The organism is Pseudomonas sp. JQ170C (assembly GCF_035581345.1).
Lineage (GTDB): Bacteria > Pseudomonadota > Gammaproteobacteria > Pseudomonadales > Pseudomonadaceae > Aquipseudomonas.
In genome coordinates this window covers 612,565-630,192 of the sequence record NZ_CP141608.1, presented here as the reverse complement: position 1 = coordinate 630,192, position 17,628 = coordinate 612,565, and the positions used below count along the sequence as shown (strand labels likewise).

The 17,628-nt window shown below is 63.1% G+C and carries 14 protein-coding genes; 13 read left to right on the top strand and 1 reads right to left on the bottom strand.

Annotated elements, in window-relative coordinates:
- Positions 1-44 precede the first annotated feature (44 nt).
- The 13 genes from U9R80_RS02755 to U9R80_RS02695 all read left to right on the top strand — a co-directional run bounded on the left by U9R80_RS02755 (position 45) and on the right by U9R80_RS02695 (position 16,999).
- Complete coding sequence (locus tag U9R80_RS02755; protein WP_301838134.1) at positions 45-2,006, top strand: methyl-accepting chemotaxis protein; 1,962 nt, start codon at positions 45-47, stop codon at positions 2,004-2,006.
- 132 nt (positions 2,007-2,138) lie between these two features.
- Positions 2,139-3,917 (top strand): protein-disulfide reductase DsbD, encoded by a 1,779-nt coding sequence (locus U9R80_RS02750; protein ID WP_301838652.1) that lies wholly within the window; start codon positions 2,139-2,141, stop codon positions 3,915-3,917.
- Between the two features lie 173 nt (positions 3,918-4,090).
- Entirely contained in the window at positions 4,091-4,543 is a 453-nt protein-coding gene (gene aroQ / locus U9R80_RS02745) for a type II 3-dehydroquinate dehydratase (RefSeq protein ID WP_045182308.1), read from the top strand.
- A 98-nt stretch (positions 4,544-4,641) separates the two neighbouring features.
- Positions 4,642-5,100, top strand: coding sequence for an acetyl-CoA carboxylase biotin carboxyl carrier protein (gene accB / locus U9R80_RS02740; RefSeq protein ID WP_028945754.1), 459 nt, complete (start codon positions 4,642-4,644; stop codon positions 5,098-5,100).
- A gap of 17 nt (positions 5,101-5,117) precedes the next feature.
- The gene (gene accC / locus U9R80_RS02735) at positions 5,118-6,473 is read left to right on the top strand and encodes an acetyl-CoA carboxylase biotin carboxylase subunit (RefSeq protein WP_301838148.1); all 1,356 of its coding nucleotides are present in this window, start codon (positions 5,118-5,120) and stop codon (positions 6,471-6,473) included.
- Between the two features lie 182 nt (positions 6,474-6,655).
- Positions 6,656-7,534, top strand: a complete 879-nt coding sequence (prmA, locus tag U9R80_RS02730) for a 50S ribosomal protein L11 methyltransferase (RefSeq protein WP_301838149.1) — start codon at positions 6,656-6,658, stop codon at positions 7,532-7,534.
- Positions 7,535-7,574: 40 nt separating this feature from the next.
- Complete coding sequence (locus tag U9R80_RS02725) at positions 7,575-8,840, top strand: DUF3426 domain-containing protein (RefSeq protein WP_301838150.1); 1,266 nt, start codon at positions 7,575-7,577, stop codon at positions 8,838-8,840.
- 156 nt (positions 8,841-8,996) lie between these two features.
- Positions 8,997-10,010 (top strand): tRNA dihydrouridine synthase DusB, encoded by a 1,014-nt coding sequence (gene dusB, locus U9R80_RS02720; RefSeq protein WP_301838152.1) that lies wholly within the window; start codon positions 8,997-8,999, stop codon positions 10,008-10,010.
- Positions 10,007-10,327, top strand: coding sequence for a DNA-binding transcriptional regulator Fis (gene fis, locus U9R80_RS02715; protein ID WP_003186237.1), 321 nt, complete (start codon positions 10,007-10,009; stop codon positions 10,325-10,327). Before dusB ends, fis begins: the two co-directional genes overlap by 4 nt.
- 82 nt (positions 10,328-10,409) lie before the next feature.
- Positions 10,410-12,017, top strand: coding sequence for a bifunctional phosphoribosylaminoimidazolecarboxamide formyltransferase/IMP cyclohydrolase (gene purH, locus U9R80_RS02710; RefSeq protein ID WP_301838180.1), 1,608 nt, complete (start codon positions 10,410-10,412; stop codon positions 12,015-12,017).
- A gap of 125 nt (positions 12,018-12,142) precedes the next feature.
- A complete protein-coding gene (gene purD / locus U9R80_RS02705; RefSeq protein ID WP_301838182.1) occupies positions 12,143-13,438 on the top strand; it encodes a phosphoribosylamine--glycine ligase in 1,296 nt (431 codons plus the stop codon).
- 135 nt (positions 13,439-13,573) lie between these two features.
- A complete protein-coding gene (locus U9R80_RS02700; RefSeq protein ID WP_301838184.1) occupies positions 13,574-16,345 on the top strand; it encodes a hybrid sensor histidine kinase/response regulator in 2,772 nt (923 codons plus the stop codon).
- Positions 16,346-16,402: 57 nt separating this feature from the next.
- Positions 16,403-16,999 carry a MarC family protein gene (locus U9R80_RS02695; protein WP_301838187.1) on the top strand — a complete coding sequence of 199 codons (597 nt, stop codon included), beginning with the start codon at positions 16,403-16,405 and terminating at the stop codon, positions 16,997-16,999.
- On the opposite strand, the gene U9R80_RS02690 is transcribed toward U9R80_RS02695, so the two are convergent.
- Complete coding sequence (locus U9R80_RS02690) at positions 16,996-17,619, bottom strand: hypothetical protein (protein WP_301838188.1); 624 nt, start codon at positions 17,617-17,619, stop codon at positions 16,996-16,998. The two genes, U9R80_RS02695 and U9R80_RS02690, sit on opposite strands and share 4 nt — an antisense overlap.
- Positions 17,620-17,628 lie beyond the last annotated feature (9 nt).

The window sequence follows — 17,628 nt, the reverse complement described above, 5'->3', positions numbered from 1 at the left end:
ATAACTTCAGGCGCTTACCGTTCGGCCGTTGGTAGACCCTGCACATGCGCCTGAAGCTGCTCACCAATTTCAATACCGTGTTACTGGTAACCGTCTGCATCGCCCTGGGCGCCACCCTGTGGTGGTCGCAGCGCGCGCTGGAACGCCCCTATCAAATGATGGAGCGTTACCTGTCGCTGTCGCAGCAATTCCAGAACCAGGCGGCACGCAACATCGGCGACTACCTCAGCAGCGGCGATGCCCTGCGCCATGCCACGGCGGTGCAGGCGACGGCGGCTTTGCAGGATGCCCTCAAGCAACTGCCCGATGAACTGGCCGCGCCCCTGCGCCCCAGCCTGGACAACCTGCAACGCTTTGCCGGCGATGAGCTGCTGGCCGCCGGCAAGTTGGCCGGCGACCCGCAGGCACTGTTGCTGCAGGCCGAACGTGAACTGGGCGCAAGCCTGGACCAACTGGCCAGCTACGCCCAGGCCAGCAGCAACCCGGACGCCGGGCGCTATAGCCTCACACTGTTCAAGGCCGCGCTGCACCTGTCGCGGCTTTCCCTGGCCCGCGACAAGCTGGTCAGCAGCGGACGCAGCGCGCTGGCCGATGAGGTGGAGCGCGAACTGCAACTGATCGTCGACCAGGCCAAGGCGCTCGATGCCCTGCCCTTGCTCGGCGTGACGGCTGCCCGCGAATCCAATGCCGATGACTTTGCTGCCCTCATGGGCCTGGAGACCCAAGGCAGCCAGGACGTCGAAGACACGGGGATCGCCCTCAAGCGCGAGCTCAACAGCCTGCTCAATCGCTACCCCGCCGAGTTGCAGCGCACCCGCGAGCAGATCCAGCGTCGCAGCGAACTGGCCGACAGCACCCACCAACAGATCGACGCCGTGCAGCAAGCCATTGCCGCGCTGGAACCGGCGGTGCGCAGCCAGCACGCGACCATCCAGGGTGAGGTGCGGATCATCCAGGGCCTGATGATCGGCCTGATCCTGCTGATCGCCCTGCTCATCGACACCTTGCAGCGCCGCCTCGCCCGAGTACTGACCAACCTGGCACCGGCCTTGTCGCGCTGGGCCGAGGGCGATTTCGCCGAGGCCATCTCGCTGGGCAAGAGCAACCGTGAAATGCACGACATCCAGGATTCGCTCAATCGCCTGCGCTGTTATCTGGTGGAGCTGGTGGGGACCATTCGCAACAATGCCGAGCAGGTGGCTGGCAGTAGCCATGCCCTGGCCGGCATGAGCAGCGCCCTGCACGACGGCGCCGAACGCCAGGCGGGCGACACCGCTCAAATCCGCGATGCCCTGGGAGAACTGGAAGCCACCATCCTGCAAGTGGCCGGCGATGCCAGTCAGGCTGCCGACGCCAGTCACGATGCTGGCCGCGCCGTGGAACAGGGGCAGGCGGTGATAGGCCAGAGCCTGACCGGCCTGCGCGCCCTGGTCGATGAAGTTCAGGGCAATGCCCAGATGATCGAGCAACTGGCCGAAGAGTCGGCCACCATCGGCGGCGTCCTCACGGTAATCCGCTCGATTGCCGAACAGACCAACCTGCTGGCCCTCAATGCCGCGATCGAAGCCGCCCGCGCAGGCGAGATGGGCCGCGGCTTCGCCGTGGTCGCCGAAGAGGTGCGTTCCCTGGCCCAGCGCACCACCGGCGCCACCGGCGAGATCCAGACCCTGATCGGGCGCCTGCAGCAGGCCGCGCGCGAATCGGTGGAAGGCATGCGCGCCCAGCTTGAACATGCCGAAGCCACCGCCAACAAGGCCCAGGCCGCCGATGGGGCACTGGATGAGATCGTTGCGGCAATCCAGACCATCTCCGCCACCGCCGTGCGCATTGCCGACGTGACGGCCCAGCAAAGCGGGGCAGTGAGTGAGATTCGCGATCACAGCGAGCGGATTCATGACCTGGGGGAGGACAACCTTCAACGCATTGGCGAAGGCCGCGAGCAGGGGGAGCAGTTGCTCAGGCTGGGAGGCGAACTGAACACGGCGGTACGGGCGTTTCGGCTGTGAACAACATCCCTCGATAGGAGCGGGCTTGCCCCGCGATGGGATGTGACGGTTGGATGGCTATCGCGGGGCAAGCCCGCTCCTACAGGCATAAAGTCCGCTATCATGCAGCCACATCTGTACTGCGAGACCGCCATGCGCCGCCTGCTTTGCCTTCTTTTCCTGCTTCTGGCCTTGCCCGCCGTCGGCGCCGGCCTGCTCGACAACCGCCCAAGCGCCACCCTGGGTGCGCCGTCACTGAACAACAGTGCCGACTTCCTCCCCGTACACGAAGCCTTCAAGCTGAGCCTGGTGCAAAGCGACGCCCAGACCCTCAAGCTGCGCTTCGTCGCCACCGACGGCTATTACCTGTACCGCCACCGCTTCCAGTTCCGCGCCGAACCTGCCGACATCGCCCTGGGCGCCGCGCAGATTCCGCCGGGCGAAGCCAAGCATGATGAGTTCTTCGGCGACGTCGAGGTCTATCACGGCATCCTGGATATCGACATCCCGCGCCCGGCCAACGACACCCGCGCCTTTACCCTGGTCGTGGGTTATCAGGGCTGCGCCGACAAAGGCCTGTGCTACCCGCCGGAAACCGTGCGCCTGAGCATCGACGGCAGCGGCGCGGCGCCCGATGCCGATACCGCTGCAGCCCCCCAGGGGTGGACCTGGAAACAACTGCTGCTGTTCTTCCTCGCGGGTGTCGGCCTGACCTTTACCCCTTGCGTGCTGCCGATGCTGCCGATCCTTTCCGGGGTGGTGCTGCGTGGTCAGGTCGGGGGCCTGCGCGGGTTCGCCCTGTCGCTGGCCTATGTCCTGCCGATGGCCGCGTGTTTCGCCCTGCTGGGTGCGTTGATGGGCTTGTTCGGCGCCGGCATGAACCTGCAGGCGCGACTGCAGTCGGCCTGGGTACTGGTGCCGTTCTCATTGTTCTTCGTGGTCTTCGCCCTGGCCATGTTCGGCCTGTTCGAGCTGAAACTGCCCCACGCCGTCAGTCATCGCCTGGAGCGGCTGGTCGGCCAGACCAAAGGCGGCTCGCTGATTGGCGCAGCGATCCTCGGGGTGTTCTCCAGCCTCCTGGTCTCGCCTTGCGTGTCTGCACCGCTGGCCGGTGCGCTGCTGTATATCAGCGCCAGCGGTGATGCTGTTGGCGGTGCCTTGAAGCTGTTTGCCCTGGGCCTGGGCATGGGCGCCCCACTGCTGCTGGTCGCCACCGGCGGCGCGGCCTGGCTGCCAAAAAGCGGGCCCTGGCTGGTCACGGTCAAGAATGCCATTGGTGTGCTGTTGCTGGGCTTGGCCATCGGCCTGCTCAGCCGGGTACTGCCCGGACAGGTCACCTTGCTGTTGGTCGGATTGTTGAGTGCGGGCGTGGCGCTGTTCCTCGGTACTCTGGAGTTCACGGCGAAAACCACGCTGCAGCGTCTGGCGCAACTGCTTGGCTTGGCCCTGCTGGTCTATGCCCTGGCCTGCTGGTACGGCGCACTGAGCGGCCAGAGCGATCCGCTGCGCCCCTTGCCGCCGCCCACTGCAGGCGCCCAGCCCCTGAGCGCTGCACAAAGCGACTGGCAAACCATCACCACCCCCGCCGCCCTCGACAGCGCCCTGGCCCTGGCCAAGGAAGCCGGGCAGCCCGTAGTGCTGGACTGGTACGCCGACTGGTGCATCAGCTGCAAGGTCATCGAACACGAAGTGCTGGCTGCACCGGCGGTCAAAAACCAGCTCATCGGCTACAAACTGCTGCGCTTCGACATCACCCAAAGCAATGCAGAGCAGCGTGCCCTGCTCGATCGCTATCAGCTTTTCGGTCCACCTGCGCTATTGTTCTTTGCCGCGAACGGCAGCGAAAAAACCAGCGCTCGTGTGGTTGGCGAGACAAACGCCGTCGAATTTGCCGAACATCTGACGCGCATTCGCGCCGATCTGGGTCTATAACTTCTTCTGCCCGCCAAAAAGCCATTACTGATGACCAAAATTAATAAATTAGTCACATATTTGGCGTGAATCTCGGTCATCGTGCTGGCTATTGTCGGCAACTGGACACTGCCCGCCGGTTTACGGCATAGTCGCCGCGCAACGTTTGTGCCTAACGATAAAAGGAACCACAGATGGCAACGCTACTGGTGCTGCACGGCCCCAATCTGAACCTGCTCGGTACCCGCGAACCGGGCGTCTATGGCGCCGTCACCCTGGCCCAGATCAACCAGGACCTGGAGCAGCGCGCCCGCGCCGCCGGCCATCACCTGCAGTACCTGCAAAGCAATGCCGAGTACGAATTGATCGACCGCATCCACGCCGCGCGCAGCGAAGGCGTCGATTTTATCCTGATCAATCCGGCTGCTTTCACACACACATCCGTCGCATTACGTGACGCATTGCTGGCAGTGAGCATCCCATTCATCGAAGTGCACCTGTCGAACGTGCACAAGCGTGAGCCGTTTCGCCATCACTCCTACTTTTCCGATGTCGCCGTAGGGGTGATTTGCGGCCTGGGTGCCACCGGCTACCGCCTGGCCCTGGAGTCTGCCCTGGAACACCTGGCTGCCAACGCCAAACCCTGATACCGAGCACCTGGCCTGAAGGCCTGGGCTCACAAGAAACGTTAGAAAACACGTTTTTATATTTACGCCCCTGACCGAACCTTGGGAGTTGATGATTAATGGATATCCGTAAAGTCAAGAAACTGATCGAACTGCTGGAAGAATCTGGCATCGACGAGCTGGAGATCAAGGAAGGCGAGGAATCCGTACGGATCAGCCGTCACAGCAAGACCCCAGCCCAGCAGTACTACGCTCCGGCTCCAGTCGCCGCTCCTGTAGCAGCCCCGGCCCCTGCCGCCGCTGCAGCCGCTCCTGCTGCCGAAGCCGCCGCACCGAAACTGAACGGCACCGTTGCCCGTTCGCCAATGGTCGGCACCTTCTACCGCAAGGCCTCGCCATCCTCGCCAGCCTTCGTTGAAGTCGGCCAGACCGTGAAGAAAGGCGACACCCTGTGCATCGTCGAAGCCATGAAGATGATGAACCACATCGAAGCTGAAGCCAGCGGTGTGATCGAATCCATCCTGGTAGAAGACGGCCAGCCGGTTGAGTTCGACCAGCCGCTGTTCACCATCGTTTGAACCGCGGAGAACCAACGATGTCTGCGAAGCTGGAAAAAGTCCTGATCGCCAACCGCGGGGAAATTGCCCTGCGGATCCTGCGTGCCTGCAAAGAGCTGGGCATCAAGACCGTCGCCGTGCACTCCACGGCAGACCGCGAACTGATGCACCTGGGCCTGGCAGACGAGTCGGTCTGCATTGGTCCTGCTTCGTCCAAGGATTCCTACCTGCACATCCCGGCGATCATCGCCGCTGCCGAGGTGACCGGCGCTACCGCCATTCACCCAGGCTACGGCTTCCTCGCTGAAAACGCCGACTTCGCCGAACAGGTGGAGAACTCCGGTTTTGCCTTCATCGGCCCGAAAGCCGACACCATTCGCCTGATGGGCGACAAGGTTTCGGCCAAGGACGCGATGATCAAGACCGGCGTACCGACCGTACCGGGTTCTGACGGCCCACTGCCGGAAGACGAAGAAACCGCACTGGCGATCGCTCGCGAAGTCGGCTACCCGGTGATCATCAAGGCCGCCGGTGGCGGTGGTGGTCGCGGCATGCGCGTGGTGCACAAGGAAGAAGACCTGATCGCTTCGGCCAAGCTGACCCGTACCGAAGCCGGTGCTGCGTTCGGCAACCCGATGGTCTACCTCGAGAAGTTCCTGACCAACCCACGTCACGTGGAAGTCCAGGTACTGTCCGACGGTCAGGGCAACGCCGTGCACCTGGGTGACCGCGACTGCTCGCTGCAGCGCCGCCACCAGAAGGTACTGGAAGAAGCGCCGGCCCCTGGCATCGATGAAAAAGCCCGCCAGGAAGTCTTCAAGCGTTGCGTCGATGCCTGCATCGAGATCAACTACCGTGGCGCTGGCACCTTCGAGTTCCTCTACGAAAACGGTCGCTTCTACTTCATCGAAATGAACACCCGTGTTCAGGTGGAGCACCCGGTTTCGGAGATGGTCACCGGTATCGACATCGTCAAGGAGATGCTCAGCATCGCCGCTGGCAACAAGCTGTCGTTCACCCAGGATGACGTCGTGATCCGCGGTCACTCGCTGGAGTGCCGGATCAACGCCGAAGACCCGAAGAAGTTCATTCCGAGCCCAGGCACGGTCAAGCACTTCCACGCCCCGGGCGGCAACGGCGTTCGCGTCGACTCGCACCTGTACAGCGGTTACGCGGTTCCACCGAACTACGACTCGCTGATCGGCAAGCTGATCACCTACGGCAAAGACCGTGACGAAGCCATGGCGCGCATGCGCAATGCCCTGGACGAAATCGTCGTCGACGGCATCAAGACCAACATCCCGCTGCACCGCGACCTGGTGCGTGATGAAGGTTTCTGCAAAGGTGGCGTCAACATTCACTATCTGGAACACAAACTGGCCAACCAGGAGTGATTCCACAGTGATGTGAAAAGACCCCGGCCAATGGCCGGGGTCTTTTTTTATGCCTGTAGCAGCGGGCCTGCCCCGTAAAACCTGCTCACGAAGCATTCCCACAAACCCCTCGCACTCAAGTAAACTGGCGGGCTTCTCGCAGCCCTGGGCTGCCCCTGTAGATTTTCCCAAAGGTGCCCGCCATGCCTTGGCTGCAAGTACGTCTGGCCATCAGCCCGGATCAAGCCGAAACCTATGAAGATGCCCTGCTCGAAGTAGGCGCGGTTTCGGTCACCTTCATGGACGCCGAAGACCAACCGATTTTCGAGCCGGACCTCAACACCACCCCGCTGTGGTCGCACACGCACCTGCTGGCGTTGTTCGAGGCCGATACCGATGCCGCGGCCGTGTTCGCCCACCTGCAACTGCTGACCGGCGCCGAGCTGCCGGAGCACCAGGCCGAGGTCATCGAAGACCAGGACTGGGAACGCAGCTGGATGGACAATTTCCAGCCAATGCGTTTCGGCCAGCGCCTGTGGATCGTGCCGAGCTGGCACGCAGCGCCCGAGCCTGAGGCGGTCAACCTGCTGCTCGACCCGGGCCTGGCCTTCGGCACCGGCACCCACCCCACCACCGCCCTGTGCCTGGAATGGCTGGACGGCCAGGACCTGAACGGCGCCCAGGTGCTCGATTTCGGTTGCGGCTCGGGCATCCTGGCAATCGCTGCCCTGCTGCTCGGCGCCCGCGAAGCAGTCGGCACCGACATCGACGTGCAAGCCCTGGAAGCCTCCCGCGACAACGCCGGACGCAACGGCATCGCCGACGAGCGCTTTGCCCTGTACCTGCCCGAGCACATGCCGGCGATGCAGGCCGATGTGCTGGTGGCCAACATTCTGGCCGGCCCGCTGGTGGCCCTCGCCCCGCAACTGTCCACCCTGGTTCGCCCGGGCGGCTTGCTGGCACTGTCGGGCATCCTCGCCGAACAGGGCGAAGAAGTGGCCGCAGCCTATGCCAAGGACTTCGATCTGGACCCGATCACCGTCCGTGACGGCTGGGTACGCATCAGTGGTCGCCGCCGTTAAGTGGGCCTAGAATAACCTTCTGCACAACCCGGACCGCCGCATGACCGACAGTTTCGTCACCCAGTGCCCGCATTGCCAGACCAGCTTTCGCGTCAACCACAATCAGTTGAGCGTGGCCCGCGGCGTGGTGCGATGCGGCGCTTGCCTGCAGGTATTCAACGCCGCCAAGCAGCTGCTGGAGCAGAGTGCGGCGCAAAAGCCGGTGAGCGAGCCTGCGGTCGTGGAACCCCCGGCTCCGGTACAACCGGCACCTGTCAGCCAGCGCGAGTGGAGCGCGGCCGAGCTTGATCTCGACCAGCTCGACCTGGATCAGGAGTTGGCGCGGCTCGAGCAGCGCGAAATCCAGCCAACCACCGAGTTCAAGGCCGGTACCGCCCGCGAGGACAGCCTCAGCGCTCACCGCGACGAACCGGAAACCGACGACCAGCATTGGCCCGACAGCCTGTTCAGCACCCCGGCAAACGAGCGCGAAGCCTCCAGCGAAGTCCTCGATGAGCCCCTGCCGCCGCTGATCGAGCAGGAGCCGCTGGACCTTGCCCCTGCCCCCGGCGAACGAACCGAGCCTTCGCTGTCACTGGAGGCGCTGGATGACGACCTGGATGAGCCCGCTCAACCCATTCGTCCGCTCGCCGCCGAGCTCGATGAACCGCCGGTCGAGCACTTGTCGGCCAAAGCGCCGGAAGACGACTTTGACACCCCGGAAGTTGACGACGAGCGCCGCGAGCCCGGCCTGGGCCCGACCTCCAGCCGCCCTGCGCGCAAGGAACCGCTGCTGGATCTGGTCGACGACCCGCTGCAGCTGGACTGGCAGAAACCCAAGGCCCACTGGGGCAAGCGCCTGCTGTGGATCTTCCTGGTGCTGCTGGCCGCTGCCGCTCTGGCCGGCCAGTACATCTGGTTCCACTTCGACGAGCTCGCCCGCCAGGACCAGTACCGCCCGTGGTTCCAGCAGCTGTGCCCGCACGTGGGCTGCAAGGTGCCGTCCCGGGTCGACATCGACCGGATCAAAAGCAGCAACCTGGTGGTACGCAGCCATCCGGATTTCAACGGCGCCCTGATTGTCGATGCAATCATCTACAACCGGGCACCGTTCACCCAGCCGTTCCCGCTGCTGGAATTGCGCTTTGCCGACCTCAACGGCCAACTGATCGCCAGCCGTCGCTTCAAACCCGCCGAATACCTGAGCGGTGAACTGGCCGGCAAGGGTGAAATGCCCAGCCAGGTGCCGATTCACATCGCCCTGGACATCCTCGACCCGGGGCCCAAGGCCGTTAACTACAGCCTCAGCTTCCGCTCCCCCGAATAGTCCCGCACGCCCCTGCCCGCCCCACCAAACTGGCGGGCATAACGCCGCAGCTGTTCAGATTTTATCCAAATCCATCTTTATCCGGTCACCGAGAGCGGGTATCATGCCCACCCTTTTTCAAACTCTAATGATCCGGCCCCACAACAGGGAACTCCTATGTCGGCGGTACGCATCGGCCCATACACACTGCAGAACAACCTGATCCTCGCGCCAATGGCCGGGGTCACGGACCAGCCATTCCGTCAGCTCTGCCGACGGATGGGTGCAGGCCTGGTGGTGTCGGAGATGGTCAGCAGCGACATGAGCCTGTGGAACAGCCGCAAGTCGCGCCTGCGCATGATTCACGAAGGTGATCCCGAGCCACGCTCGGTACAGATCGCCGGTGGGGACGCGCAGATGCTCGCAGCGGCGGCACGGGCCAACGTCGAGGCCGGCGCGCAGATCATCGACATCAACATGGGCTGCCCGGCAAAAAAAGTCTGCAACAAGGCTGCAGGCTCTGCTTTATTGAAAGATGAAGCCTTGGTCAGCGAGATCCTCCACGCGGTGGTTGCCGCCGTGGACGTACCGGTCACGCTGAAGATCCGCACGGGTTGGGACAGGGCGAACAAGAATGGCCTGACGGTAGCAAAGATTGCCGAACAGGCTGGCATCCAGGCGCTGGCGGTCCATGGACGAACCCGTGCCGACCTGTACACCGGTGACGCCGAGTACGACACCATCGCTGCGATCAAGCAGGCGGTGTCGATCCCGGTATTTGCCAACGGCGACATCACCTCGCCAGAAAAGGCCCGCGCCGTGCTGGATGCGACCGGAGCCGACGGCTTGTTGATCGGCCGGGCTGCCCAGGGGCGGCCGTGGATCTTTCGCGAGATCGAGCATTACCTGCGCACCGGCGAACAATTGCCGGTGCCACAGCTGGACGAAGTGGAACGCATTCTGCTTGAGCACCTGGCCGCCCTGCACGCCTTCTATGGCGATGTGATGGGTGTACGCATTGCCCGCAAGCATGTTGGCTGGTACTTGGCAACGCTTCCGGGCGCCAGGGAGTTTCGCGCCCAGTTCAATCGTTTGGAAGATACGCAAGCGCAGTGCGCCAACGTTCGTGGTTTTTTCCGCGAACGTGAACAGAGCCTTGAGACAGAGGACGGACAAGGGGTGGCCGCATGACGATGATGACCGAGACTTTAGTGAGTGGAACAACGCCCGTGAGCGACAACGTCAACTTGAAACAGCACCTGAATACACCGAGCGAAGAAGGTCAGACCCTTCGCGGCAGTGTGGAAAAGGCGCTGCACAACTATTTCGCCCATCTGGAGGGCGCGGCCGTCACGGACGTGTACAACCTGGTGCTCTCGGAAGTCGAAGCGCCGTTGCTCGAAAGCGTGATGAACTACGTCAAGGGCAACCAGACCAAGGCCAGCGAGCTGCTCGGGCTCAACCGCGGCACCTTGCGCAAGAAACTCAAGCAGTACGATTTGTTGTAAGCAAGCATCCAAACCAGAAAAGGCGGCTCCCATTCGATGAGGTCGCCTTTTTTGCTGACTCCACCGCGTTATGGAATCTGAAATGACCGACCAGACTACCCGCCTGCCGATCCGCCGCGCCTTGATCAGCGTCTCCGACAAGACCGGGATCCTTGAATTCGCCCGTGAGCTGCAACAGCTCGGCGTCGAGATCCTGTCCACCGGCGGCACCTTCAAGTTGCTCCAGGACAATGGCGTTGCCGCGGTGGAAGTTGCCGATTACACCGGCTTCGCCGAAATGATGGATGGCCGGGTCAAGACCCTGCACCCGAAGATCCACGGTGGCATCCTCGGCCGCCGTGGCACTGACGACGCCATCATGGCCGAGCACGGCATCAAGCCGATCGACCTGGTTGCCGTCAACCTCTACCCCTTTGAAGCGACCATCTCCAAGCCGGGCTGCGACCTGCCGACCGCCATCGAGAACATCGACATCGGCGGCCCGACCATGGTCCGCTCGGCGGCCAAGAACCACAAAGACGTCGCTATCGTGGTCAACGCCAGCGACTACGGCCAGGTGCTGGAAAGCCTCAAGGCCGGTGGCCTGACCTACGCCCAGCGCTTCGACCTGATGCTCAAGGCGTTCGAGCACACCGCTGCCTATGACGGCATGATCGCCAACTACATGGGCACCGTGAACCAGGCCGCCGACACCCTGAGCACCGAAGGCCGCAGCGAGTTCCCGCGCACCTTCAACAGCCAGTTCGTCAAGACCCAGGAAATGCGCTACGGCGAGAACCCGCACCAGAGCGCGGCGTTCTATGTCGAGTCCAAGCCTGCCGAAGCCGGTATCGCCACTGCGGTCCAGCTGCAGGGCAAGGAACTGTCGTACAACAACGTGGCCGACACCGACGCGGCGCTGGAATGCGTCAAGAGCTTCGTCAAGCCGGCCTGCGTCATCGTCAAGCACGCCAACCCGTGCGGCGTGGCGGTAAGCCCGGATGCCGAAGGCGGTATCCGCCAGGCCTACGAGCTGGCCTACGCCACCGACACCGAGTCGGCCTTCGGCGGCATCATCGCCTTCAACCGCGAGCTGGATGCCGAAACCGCCAAGGCCATCGTCGAGCGCCAGTTCGTCGAAGTGATCATCGCCCCGAGCGTCAGCGAAGAAGCCCGCGCCGTGGTTGCCGCCAAGGCCAACGTGCGCCTGCTGGCCTGCGGCCAGTGGTCGGCCGAGCGTGCCGCTGCCTGGGACTACAAGCGCGTCACCGGCGGCCTGCTGGTACAGAGCCGCGACATCGGCATGATCACCGAGGGCGACCTGAAAGTGGTCACCAAGCGTGCGCCGACCGAGCAAGAGATCCACGACCTGATCTTCGCCTGGAAAGTGGCCAAGTACGTCAAGTCCAACGCCATCGTCTACGCCAAGAACCGCCAGACCATCGGTGTCGGCGCCGGCCAGATGAGCCGCGTGAACTCCGCTCGCATTGCTGCAATCAAGGCCGAGCATGCTGGCCTGCAGGTGCAGGGTGCGGTCATGGCATCGGACGCATTCTTCCCGTTCCGTGACGGCATCGACAACGCCGCTAAAGTGGGTATCACTGCTGTCATCCAGCCAGGCGGCTCGATGCGCGACGCCGAAGTGATCGCCGCGGCCGACGAAGCTGGCATCGCCATGGTCTTCACCGGCATGCGCCACTTCCGCCACTGATACGTGCGGGCTTGTAGGAGCGGGCTTGCCCCGTGATAGCGATCTGTCAGGCACATCGCATCGCGGGCCAAGCCCGCGCCTACAAAGAGCCGCTCCATCCGAATTAGCGTCATCGAGGTTTTGACATGAAAGTTTTGATTATCGGTAGTGGCGGTCGTGAACACGCCCTGGCCTGGAAAGTCGCTCAGGACCCGCGGGTCGAGAAAGTCTTCGTTGCCCCGGGCAACGCCGGTACTGCCACCGAAGCCAAGTGCGAGAACGTCGACATCGACGTCACTGCCCTGGAGCAACTGGCTGACTTCGCCGAGAAAAACGTTGCCCTGACCATCGTCGGCCCTGAAGGCCCGCTGGTTGCCGGTGTTGTCGACCTGTTCCGCAGCCGCGGCCTGGACTGCTTCGGTCCAACCAAGGGCGCAGCCCAGCTGGAAGGCTCCAAGGCCTTCACCAAGGACTTCCTGGCTCGCCACAAGATCCCGACGGCCGACTACCAGAATTTCACCGAGATCGAGCCAGCCCTGGCTTACCTGCGCGAAAAAGGCGCCCCCATCGTGATCAAGGCCGACGGCCTGGCCGCGGGCAAGGGCGTGATTGTTGCCATGACCCTGGGTGAAGCCGAAGAGGCCGTCCGCGACATGCTCGCCGGCAATGCCTTTGGCGAAGCCGGTTCGCGTGTAGTCATCGAAGAGTTCCTCGACGGCGAAGAAGCCAGCTTCATCGTCATGGTCGACGGCCAGAACGTGCTGCCAATGGCCACCAGCCAGGACCACAAGCGCGTCGGCGACGGCGACACCGGCCCGAACACTGGCGGCATGGGCGCCTACTCCCCGGCACCAGTGGTCACTGCCGAAGTCCACCAGCGCGTCATGGACCAGGTGATCTGGCCGACCGTGCGCGGCATGGCCGAAGAAGGCAACGTCTACACCGGCTTCCTGTACGCGGGCCTGATGATCGACAAGGCCGGCAACCCGAAAGTGATCGAGTTCAACTGCCGCTTCGGCGACCCGGAAACCCAGCCCGTCATGCTGCGCCTGGAGTCGAGCCTGGTCCTGCTGATCGAAGCCGCCTTCGCCAAGGCCCTGGATAAAGTCGAAGCCCAGTGGAACCCGCAACCAAGCCTGGGCGTGGTCCTGGCAGCAGGCGGCTACCCGGGCGACTACAGCAAGGGCGCGGCCATCAACGGCCTGGACGCTGCAGCCAAGCTGACCGGCAAGGTGTTCCATGCCGGTACCGCCCTCAAGGACGGCCAGGTGGTTGCCACCGGTGGTCGAGTGCTCTGCGCTACCGCCCTGGGTGAAACCGTCGAAGCCGCCCAACAGCAGGCGTATCGCCTGGCTGCCGAAATCAACTGGGAAGGCAGCTTCTACCGCACGGACATCGGCTACCGCGCCATTGCCCGTGAACGTGGTGAGCATCAAGAGTAAAGAAGCGCCCGGAAGCAGCGACGCCATTGGCGCGCTGCCTCCGGCTCGTCGACAGGGCCCGTCTGGGCCTTGCCTTCGCCTTGGCGCGCCGCGCATAGTTAACATTCGGCACTTTTGCTAAGAAGGGATCTCGTCGTGCGTTGGCTCAGGATCGCCATAGGCCTCATCGTCAGCCTGCTAACCCTGCTCTGTCTGTTCCCGGTTTCGGCCGAACACGGCAGTGGATGGGCAGTTTTGCTCGACGAACAGGCCAACCTGCAGCTTAGCGACGTACGTTCCGAACGCTACCGCAACCAGTTCAGCCCCCTCGAACTGGACCAGCTCAATGCTGCAACGCCAGACCAGGCGCTGTGGCTGCATTACCGCCTCGAACCCGGCCAGCACGAACAACTGCTACGGATCTTCGCGCCCGACCTCTCCCGTCTTGACCTGTACGCCCTCGATGGCGACCAACTGATCAAGCAGATGCACAACGGCCGCCCTTCTGAAAACGGCCATCCCAGCGTGCGCAGCAGCGACCACATCCTGGCCCTGCCCAACAGCGCCCACACCCTGGATATTTACCTGCGGCTGGTCTCCGAGCATCAATTGCGCCCGGCCATCAGCCTTGAGCCGGCCGTCACCGTCGCCGCCGACCAGCGCCAGGCAATATTGTTCGGCCTGCTGTTCGGTTGCCTGCTGATGCTGATGCTGCACAACCTGATCCGCTTCGCCTATTCGCGCTCCTCCACCAGCCTGAGCCTGGCGGCCTATCACGGGCTGATGCTGCTCAGTGCGCTGATCCTGCTCAATCTCAGTGGCCCGTGGTGGAGCATGTGGCATTCGGCACAGACGCCTGCCGCCTACCTGACCGCCTTGCTCGCCAGCCTTGCCGGCCTGACCTTCACCCTGCGGTTTTTCCGCCCCTGCGGCCAGCCACGCCTCGCTCGTGTGCTGCAGATAGAAATGATCGTGGTCGGGCTCAGCGGCCTGTTGCTGCTGTTCGTCGACACCTTGCCGCTCAACCTGATGACCTACGCCCTGTTCGCCATCGGCAGCCTCACCATGCTGCTGACCTCCGGCTACCACTGGTACAAGGGCTATGAGCCGGCGCGGCTGTTCGCCCTGTCGATGCTGGCGTTCAATATCGGCTGCCTGGTGGTACTGCCGGCGCTGCTCGGGCTGACCCGCACGCCCACCCAATGGCTGCTGTTCATTCTGTTGGGCATGGCCAGCTTCAGCGGCCTGCTGCTCAACCTGGCCGTCAGCGAACGCCTGCGCCGCATCAGTGAAGAACGCTTCAGCGCCAGCCGCGAACTGGCCGCCAGCAATGCCGAGATCAACGCCAAGGCCGAGTTCCTGGCCAAGATCAGCCACGAGATCCGCACCCCGATGAACGGCGTGCTGGGCATGACCGAATTGCTGCTCGGCACACCGCTGTCAGTCAAGCAACGCGACTATGTCCAGACCATCCACAGCGCCGGCAACGAACTGCTGACCCTGATCAACGAGATTCTCGACATCTCCAAGCTCGAATCCGGGCAAATTGAACTGGACGATGTGCAGTTCGACCTCAATGCCCTGATCGAAGACTGCCTGAGTATTTTCCGCGCCAAGGCCGAGCAACAGAACATCGAGCTGATCAGCTTCACCCAGCCCCAGGTGCCACGAGTGATCAGTGGCGACCCGACACGCCTGCGCCAGGCACTGCTGAGCCTGCTGGAAAACGCTCTGAAAAACACCGAACAGGGGGAAATACTGTTGGTGGTGGCGGTCGATCAGCGTGGCAGTGCTCCGCGCCTGCGCATCGCCGTGCAGGACAGTGGCGAAGCCATTTCCCCGGGTGAGCGCGAAGCGCTGCTGCAGGCCGAGCTGCACAGCAAGCACTTCCTCTCCAGCAACAAACTGGGCGGTCACCTGGGCCTGGTCATCGCCAAGCAACTGATCAGCCTGATGCAGGGTGAGTTCGGTATCAAGACCAGCCACGGCATGGGCAACACCTTGTGGCTGACCCTGCCCCTGGACCCGCAGCGCCTGGAACAACCCCCCACCGACCTCGATGGCCCGCTGCGTGGCGCCCGCGTGCTGGTGGTGGATGACAACGACACGTGCCGCAAGGTGCTGGTGCAGCAGTGCAGTGCCTGGGGCATGAACGTCAGTGCCGTGCCTTCGGGCAAGGAGGCGCTGGCCCTGCTACGGACCAAGGCACACCTGCGCGACTACTTCGATGCGGTCCTGCTCGACCAGAACATGCCAGGCATGACCGGCATGCAACTGGCGGCCAAGATCAAGGAAGACCCAAGCCTCAATCATGACATTCTGCTGATCATGCTCACGGGCATCAGCAACGCACCGAGCAAAGTCATCGCGCGCAATGCCGGGGTCAAGCGCATCCTGGCCAAGCCCGTGGCCGGCTATACCCTCAAGACCACCCTGGCCGAAGAGCTGGCCCAGCGCAGCAAGGGCCAGCCCGTCATGCCGGCACCGGTAAGCCTGGCCACGCCGCTGAACATGCCGAGCGACTTCCGCATCCTGGTCGCTGAAGACAACAGCATCTCGACCAAGGTCATTCGCGGCATGCTCGGCAAGCTCAGCCTGGAACCGGATACCGCCAGCAACGGTGAAGAAGCCTTGCAAGCGATGAAGACCCACCACTACGACCTGGTGCTGATGGACTGTGAAATGCCGGTGCTCGATGGTTTCTCGGCCACTCAACAGCTGCGCATCTGGGAAGTGGCCAATCAGCGCAAGCGCACCCCGGTCGTCGCCCTGACCGCGCATATCCTGGCCGAGCACAAGGAGCGGGCGCGCCTGGCCGGCATGGACGGCCACATGGCCAAGCCCGTCGAGCTGTCACAACTGCGTGAGTTGATCGAGCACTGGGTCGCCCGTCGCGAGACCGAGTCCACCCAGGTGTCGACCCAGTAAGTTCGCGCACGCCTGATACACTTCCTTCACGTTCCCCTGCCGTCGCGAGCCACGACCATGCTCCATGAGTTATTCAGCGTCTACCTGAAAATGCTCGTGCTCTACAGCCCGTTCTTCGTGCTTTCCTGCTTCATCAGCCTGACCCGCGGCTACTCCAGCAAGGAGCGCAAGCACCTGGCGTGGAAAGTGGCCATCGCCGTGCTGATCTCCAGCGTGCTGCTGTACCTGTTTGGTCGGGTGATCTTCGGCGTGTTCGGCATCACCTCCGACGCCTTTCGCGTGGGTGCCGGCAGCGTGCTGTTCATCTCGGCACTGGGCATGGCCCAGGGCAAGTCGGCCGTGCAGACCGACAACATCCAGCAGGACGTGACCATCGTCCCCCTGACCATCCCCCTGACCGTCGGCCCCGGCACCATCGGTGCCCTGCTGGTGATGGGGGTCGGCCAGCCGCATTGGGACGACAAGTTGCTGGCCATCGTCAGTATCACCCTGGCCAGTTTCACCGTCGGCCTGGTGCTGTACCTCTCCCATCGAATCGAGCGGATTCTTGGCGACCAGGGATTGCAGATCGTCAGCCGACTGATGGGGTTGTTCGTCTGCGCACTGGCCGCGCAGATCATCCTTACCGGGATCAAGGGTTACCTGATGCCCTAAAGCACCAGGTCGTGAATTTCGCGCAGGGCTACCGTCTGCAGATTGGCCTCGACCCGCTGACGAAACTCCTGATCGAACAGGCGCGTGTTGAAGCGTACCAGTTCAGCCTTGACGGTCAGCCGTTGCCGCTGGCGATACAAAAAGCCGGCAGTGACCTCCACACGCGCCAACGACTCCTGGTAAAGCACCATGTCGATGCAGCCGTTGCGAGCCGGCAAACAGGGGAGCAACTGGAAAACCCCGGTGTCTTTCGTGCGCTGCTCGAAATGCGCCAACGCTGCACGTGCGAACCGCAGCCGATCCATTGCCAGCCCCATGGACGTCGCGTATTCGCTGCCAGCGGTTGCCGCTATCGTGCGCAGGGCGCCATCGACGATGTCCGGCCGCTCCTGGCCAGGCCAGTGCACTTCACTGGCGGGCAATGCATCCCAGCCGTAGAACATCAGCTTGCGCTTGTAGTAGCTGTACCAGTCCTGGATCAAGTCCTTATCCAGGGCATCACGCGTGTCGCGCTCAGTGATCAACGCCGCCAGCTTCACTGATGCTTGCTGCTGCGGTGTCAGTCCCGACGAAAAAGACATCAGTCCTGCGCCGATTACTGCTGCTTGTGGCGTACTCATGGGAGCCTC

Coding starts and splice junctions, on each gene's coding strand:
- accC (WP_301838148.1), top strand. CDS start 5,118: ATGTCTGCGAAGCTGGAAAAAGTCCTGATCGCCAACCGCGGGGAAATT.
- accB (WP_028945754.1), top strand. CDS start 4,642: ATGGATATCCGTAAAGTCAAGAAACTGATCGAACTGCTGGAAGAATCT.
- U9R80_RS02750 (WP_301838652.1), top strand. CDS start 2,139: ATGCGCCGCCTGCTTTGCCTTCTTTTCCTGCTTCTGGCCTTGCCCGCC.
- U9R80_RS02755 (WP_301838134.1), top strand. CDS start 45: ATGCGCCTGAAGCTGCTCACCAATTTCAATACCGTGTTACTGGTAACC.
- aroQ (WP_045182308.1), top strand. CDS start 4,091: ATGGCAACGCTACTGGTGCTGCACGGCCCCAATCTGAACCTGCTCGGT.
- dusB (WP_301838152.1), top strand. CDS start 8,997: ATGTCGGCGGTACGCATCGGCCCATACACACTGCAGAACAACCTGATC.
- U9R80_RS02690 (WP_301838188.1), bottom strand. CDS start 17,619: ATGAGTACGCCACAAGCAGCAGTAATCGGCGCAGGACTGATGTCTTTT.
- U9R80_RS02725 (WP_301838150.1), top strand. CDS start 7,575: ATGACCGACAGTTTCGTCACCCAGTGCCCGCATTGCCAGACCAGCTTT.
- prmA (WP_301838149.1), top strand. CDS start 6,656: ATGCCTTGGCTGCAAGTACGTCTGGCCATCAGCCCGGATCAAGCCGAA.
- purH (WP_301838180.1), top strand. CDS start 10,410: ATGACCGACCAGACTACCCGCCTGCCGATCCGCCGCGCCTTGATCAGC.
- purD (WP_301838182.1), top strand. CDS start 12,143: ATGAAAGTTTTGATTATCGGTAGTGGCGGTCGTGAACACGCCCTGGCC.
- fis (WP_003186237.1), top strand. CDS start 10,007: ATGACGATGATGACCGAGACTTTAGTGAGTGGAACAACGCCCGTGAGC.
- U9R80_RS02695 (WP_301838187.1), top strand. CDS start 16,403: ATGCTCCATGAGTTATTCAGCGTCTACCTGAAAATGCTCGTGCTCTAC.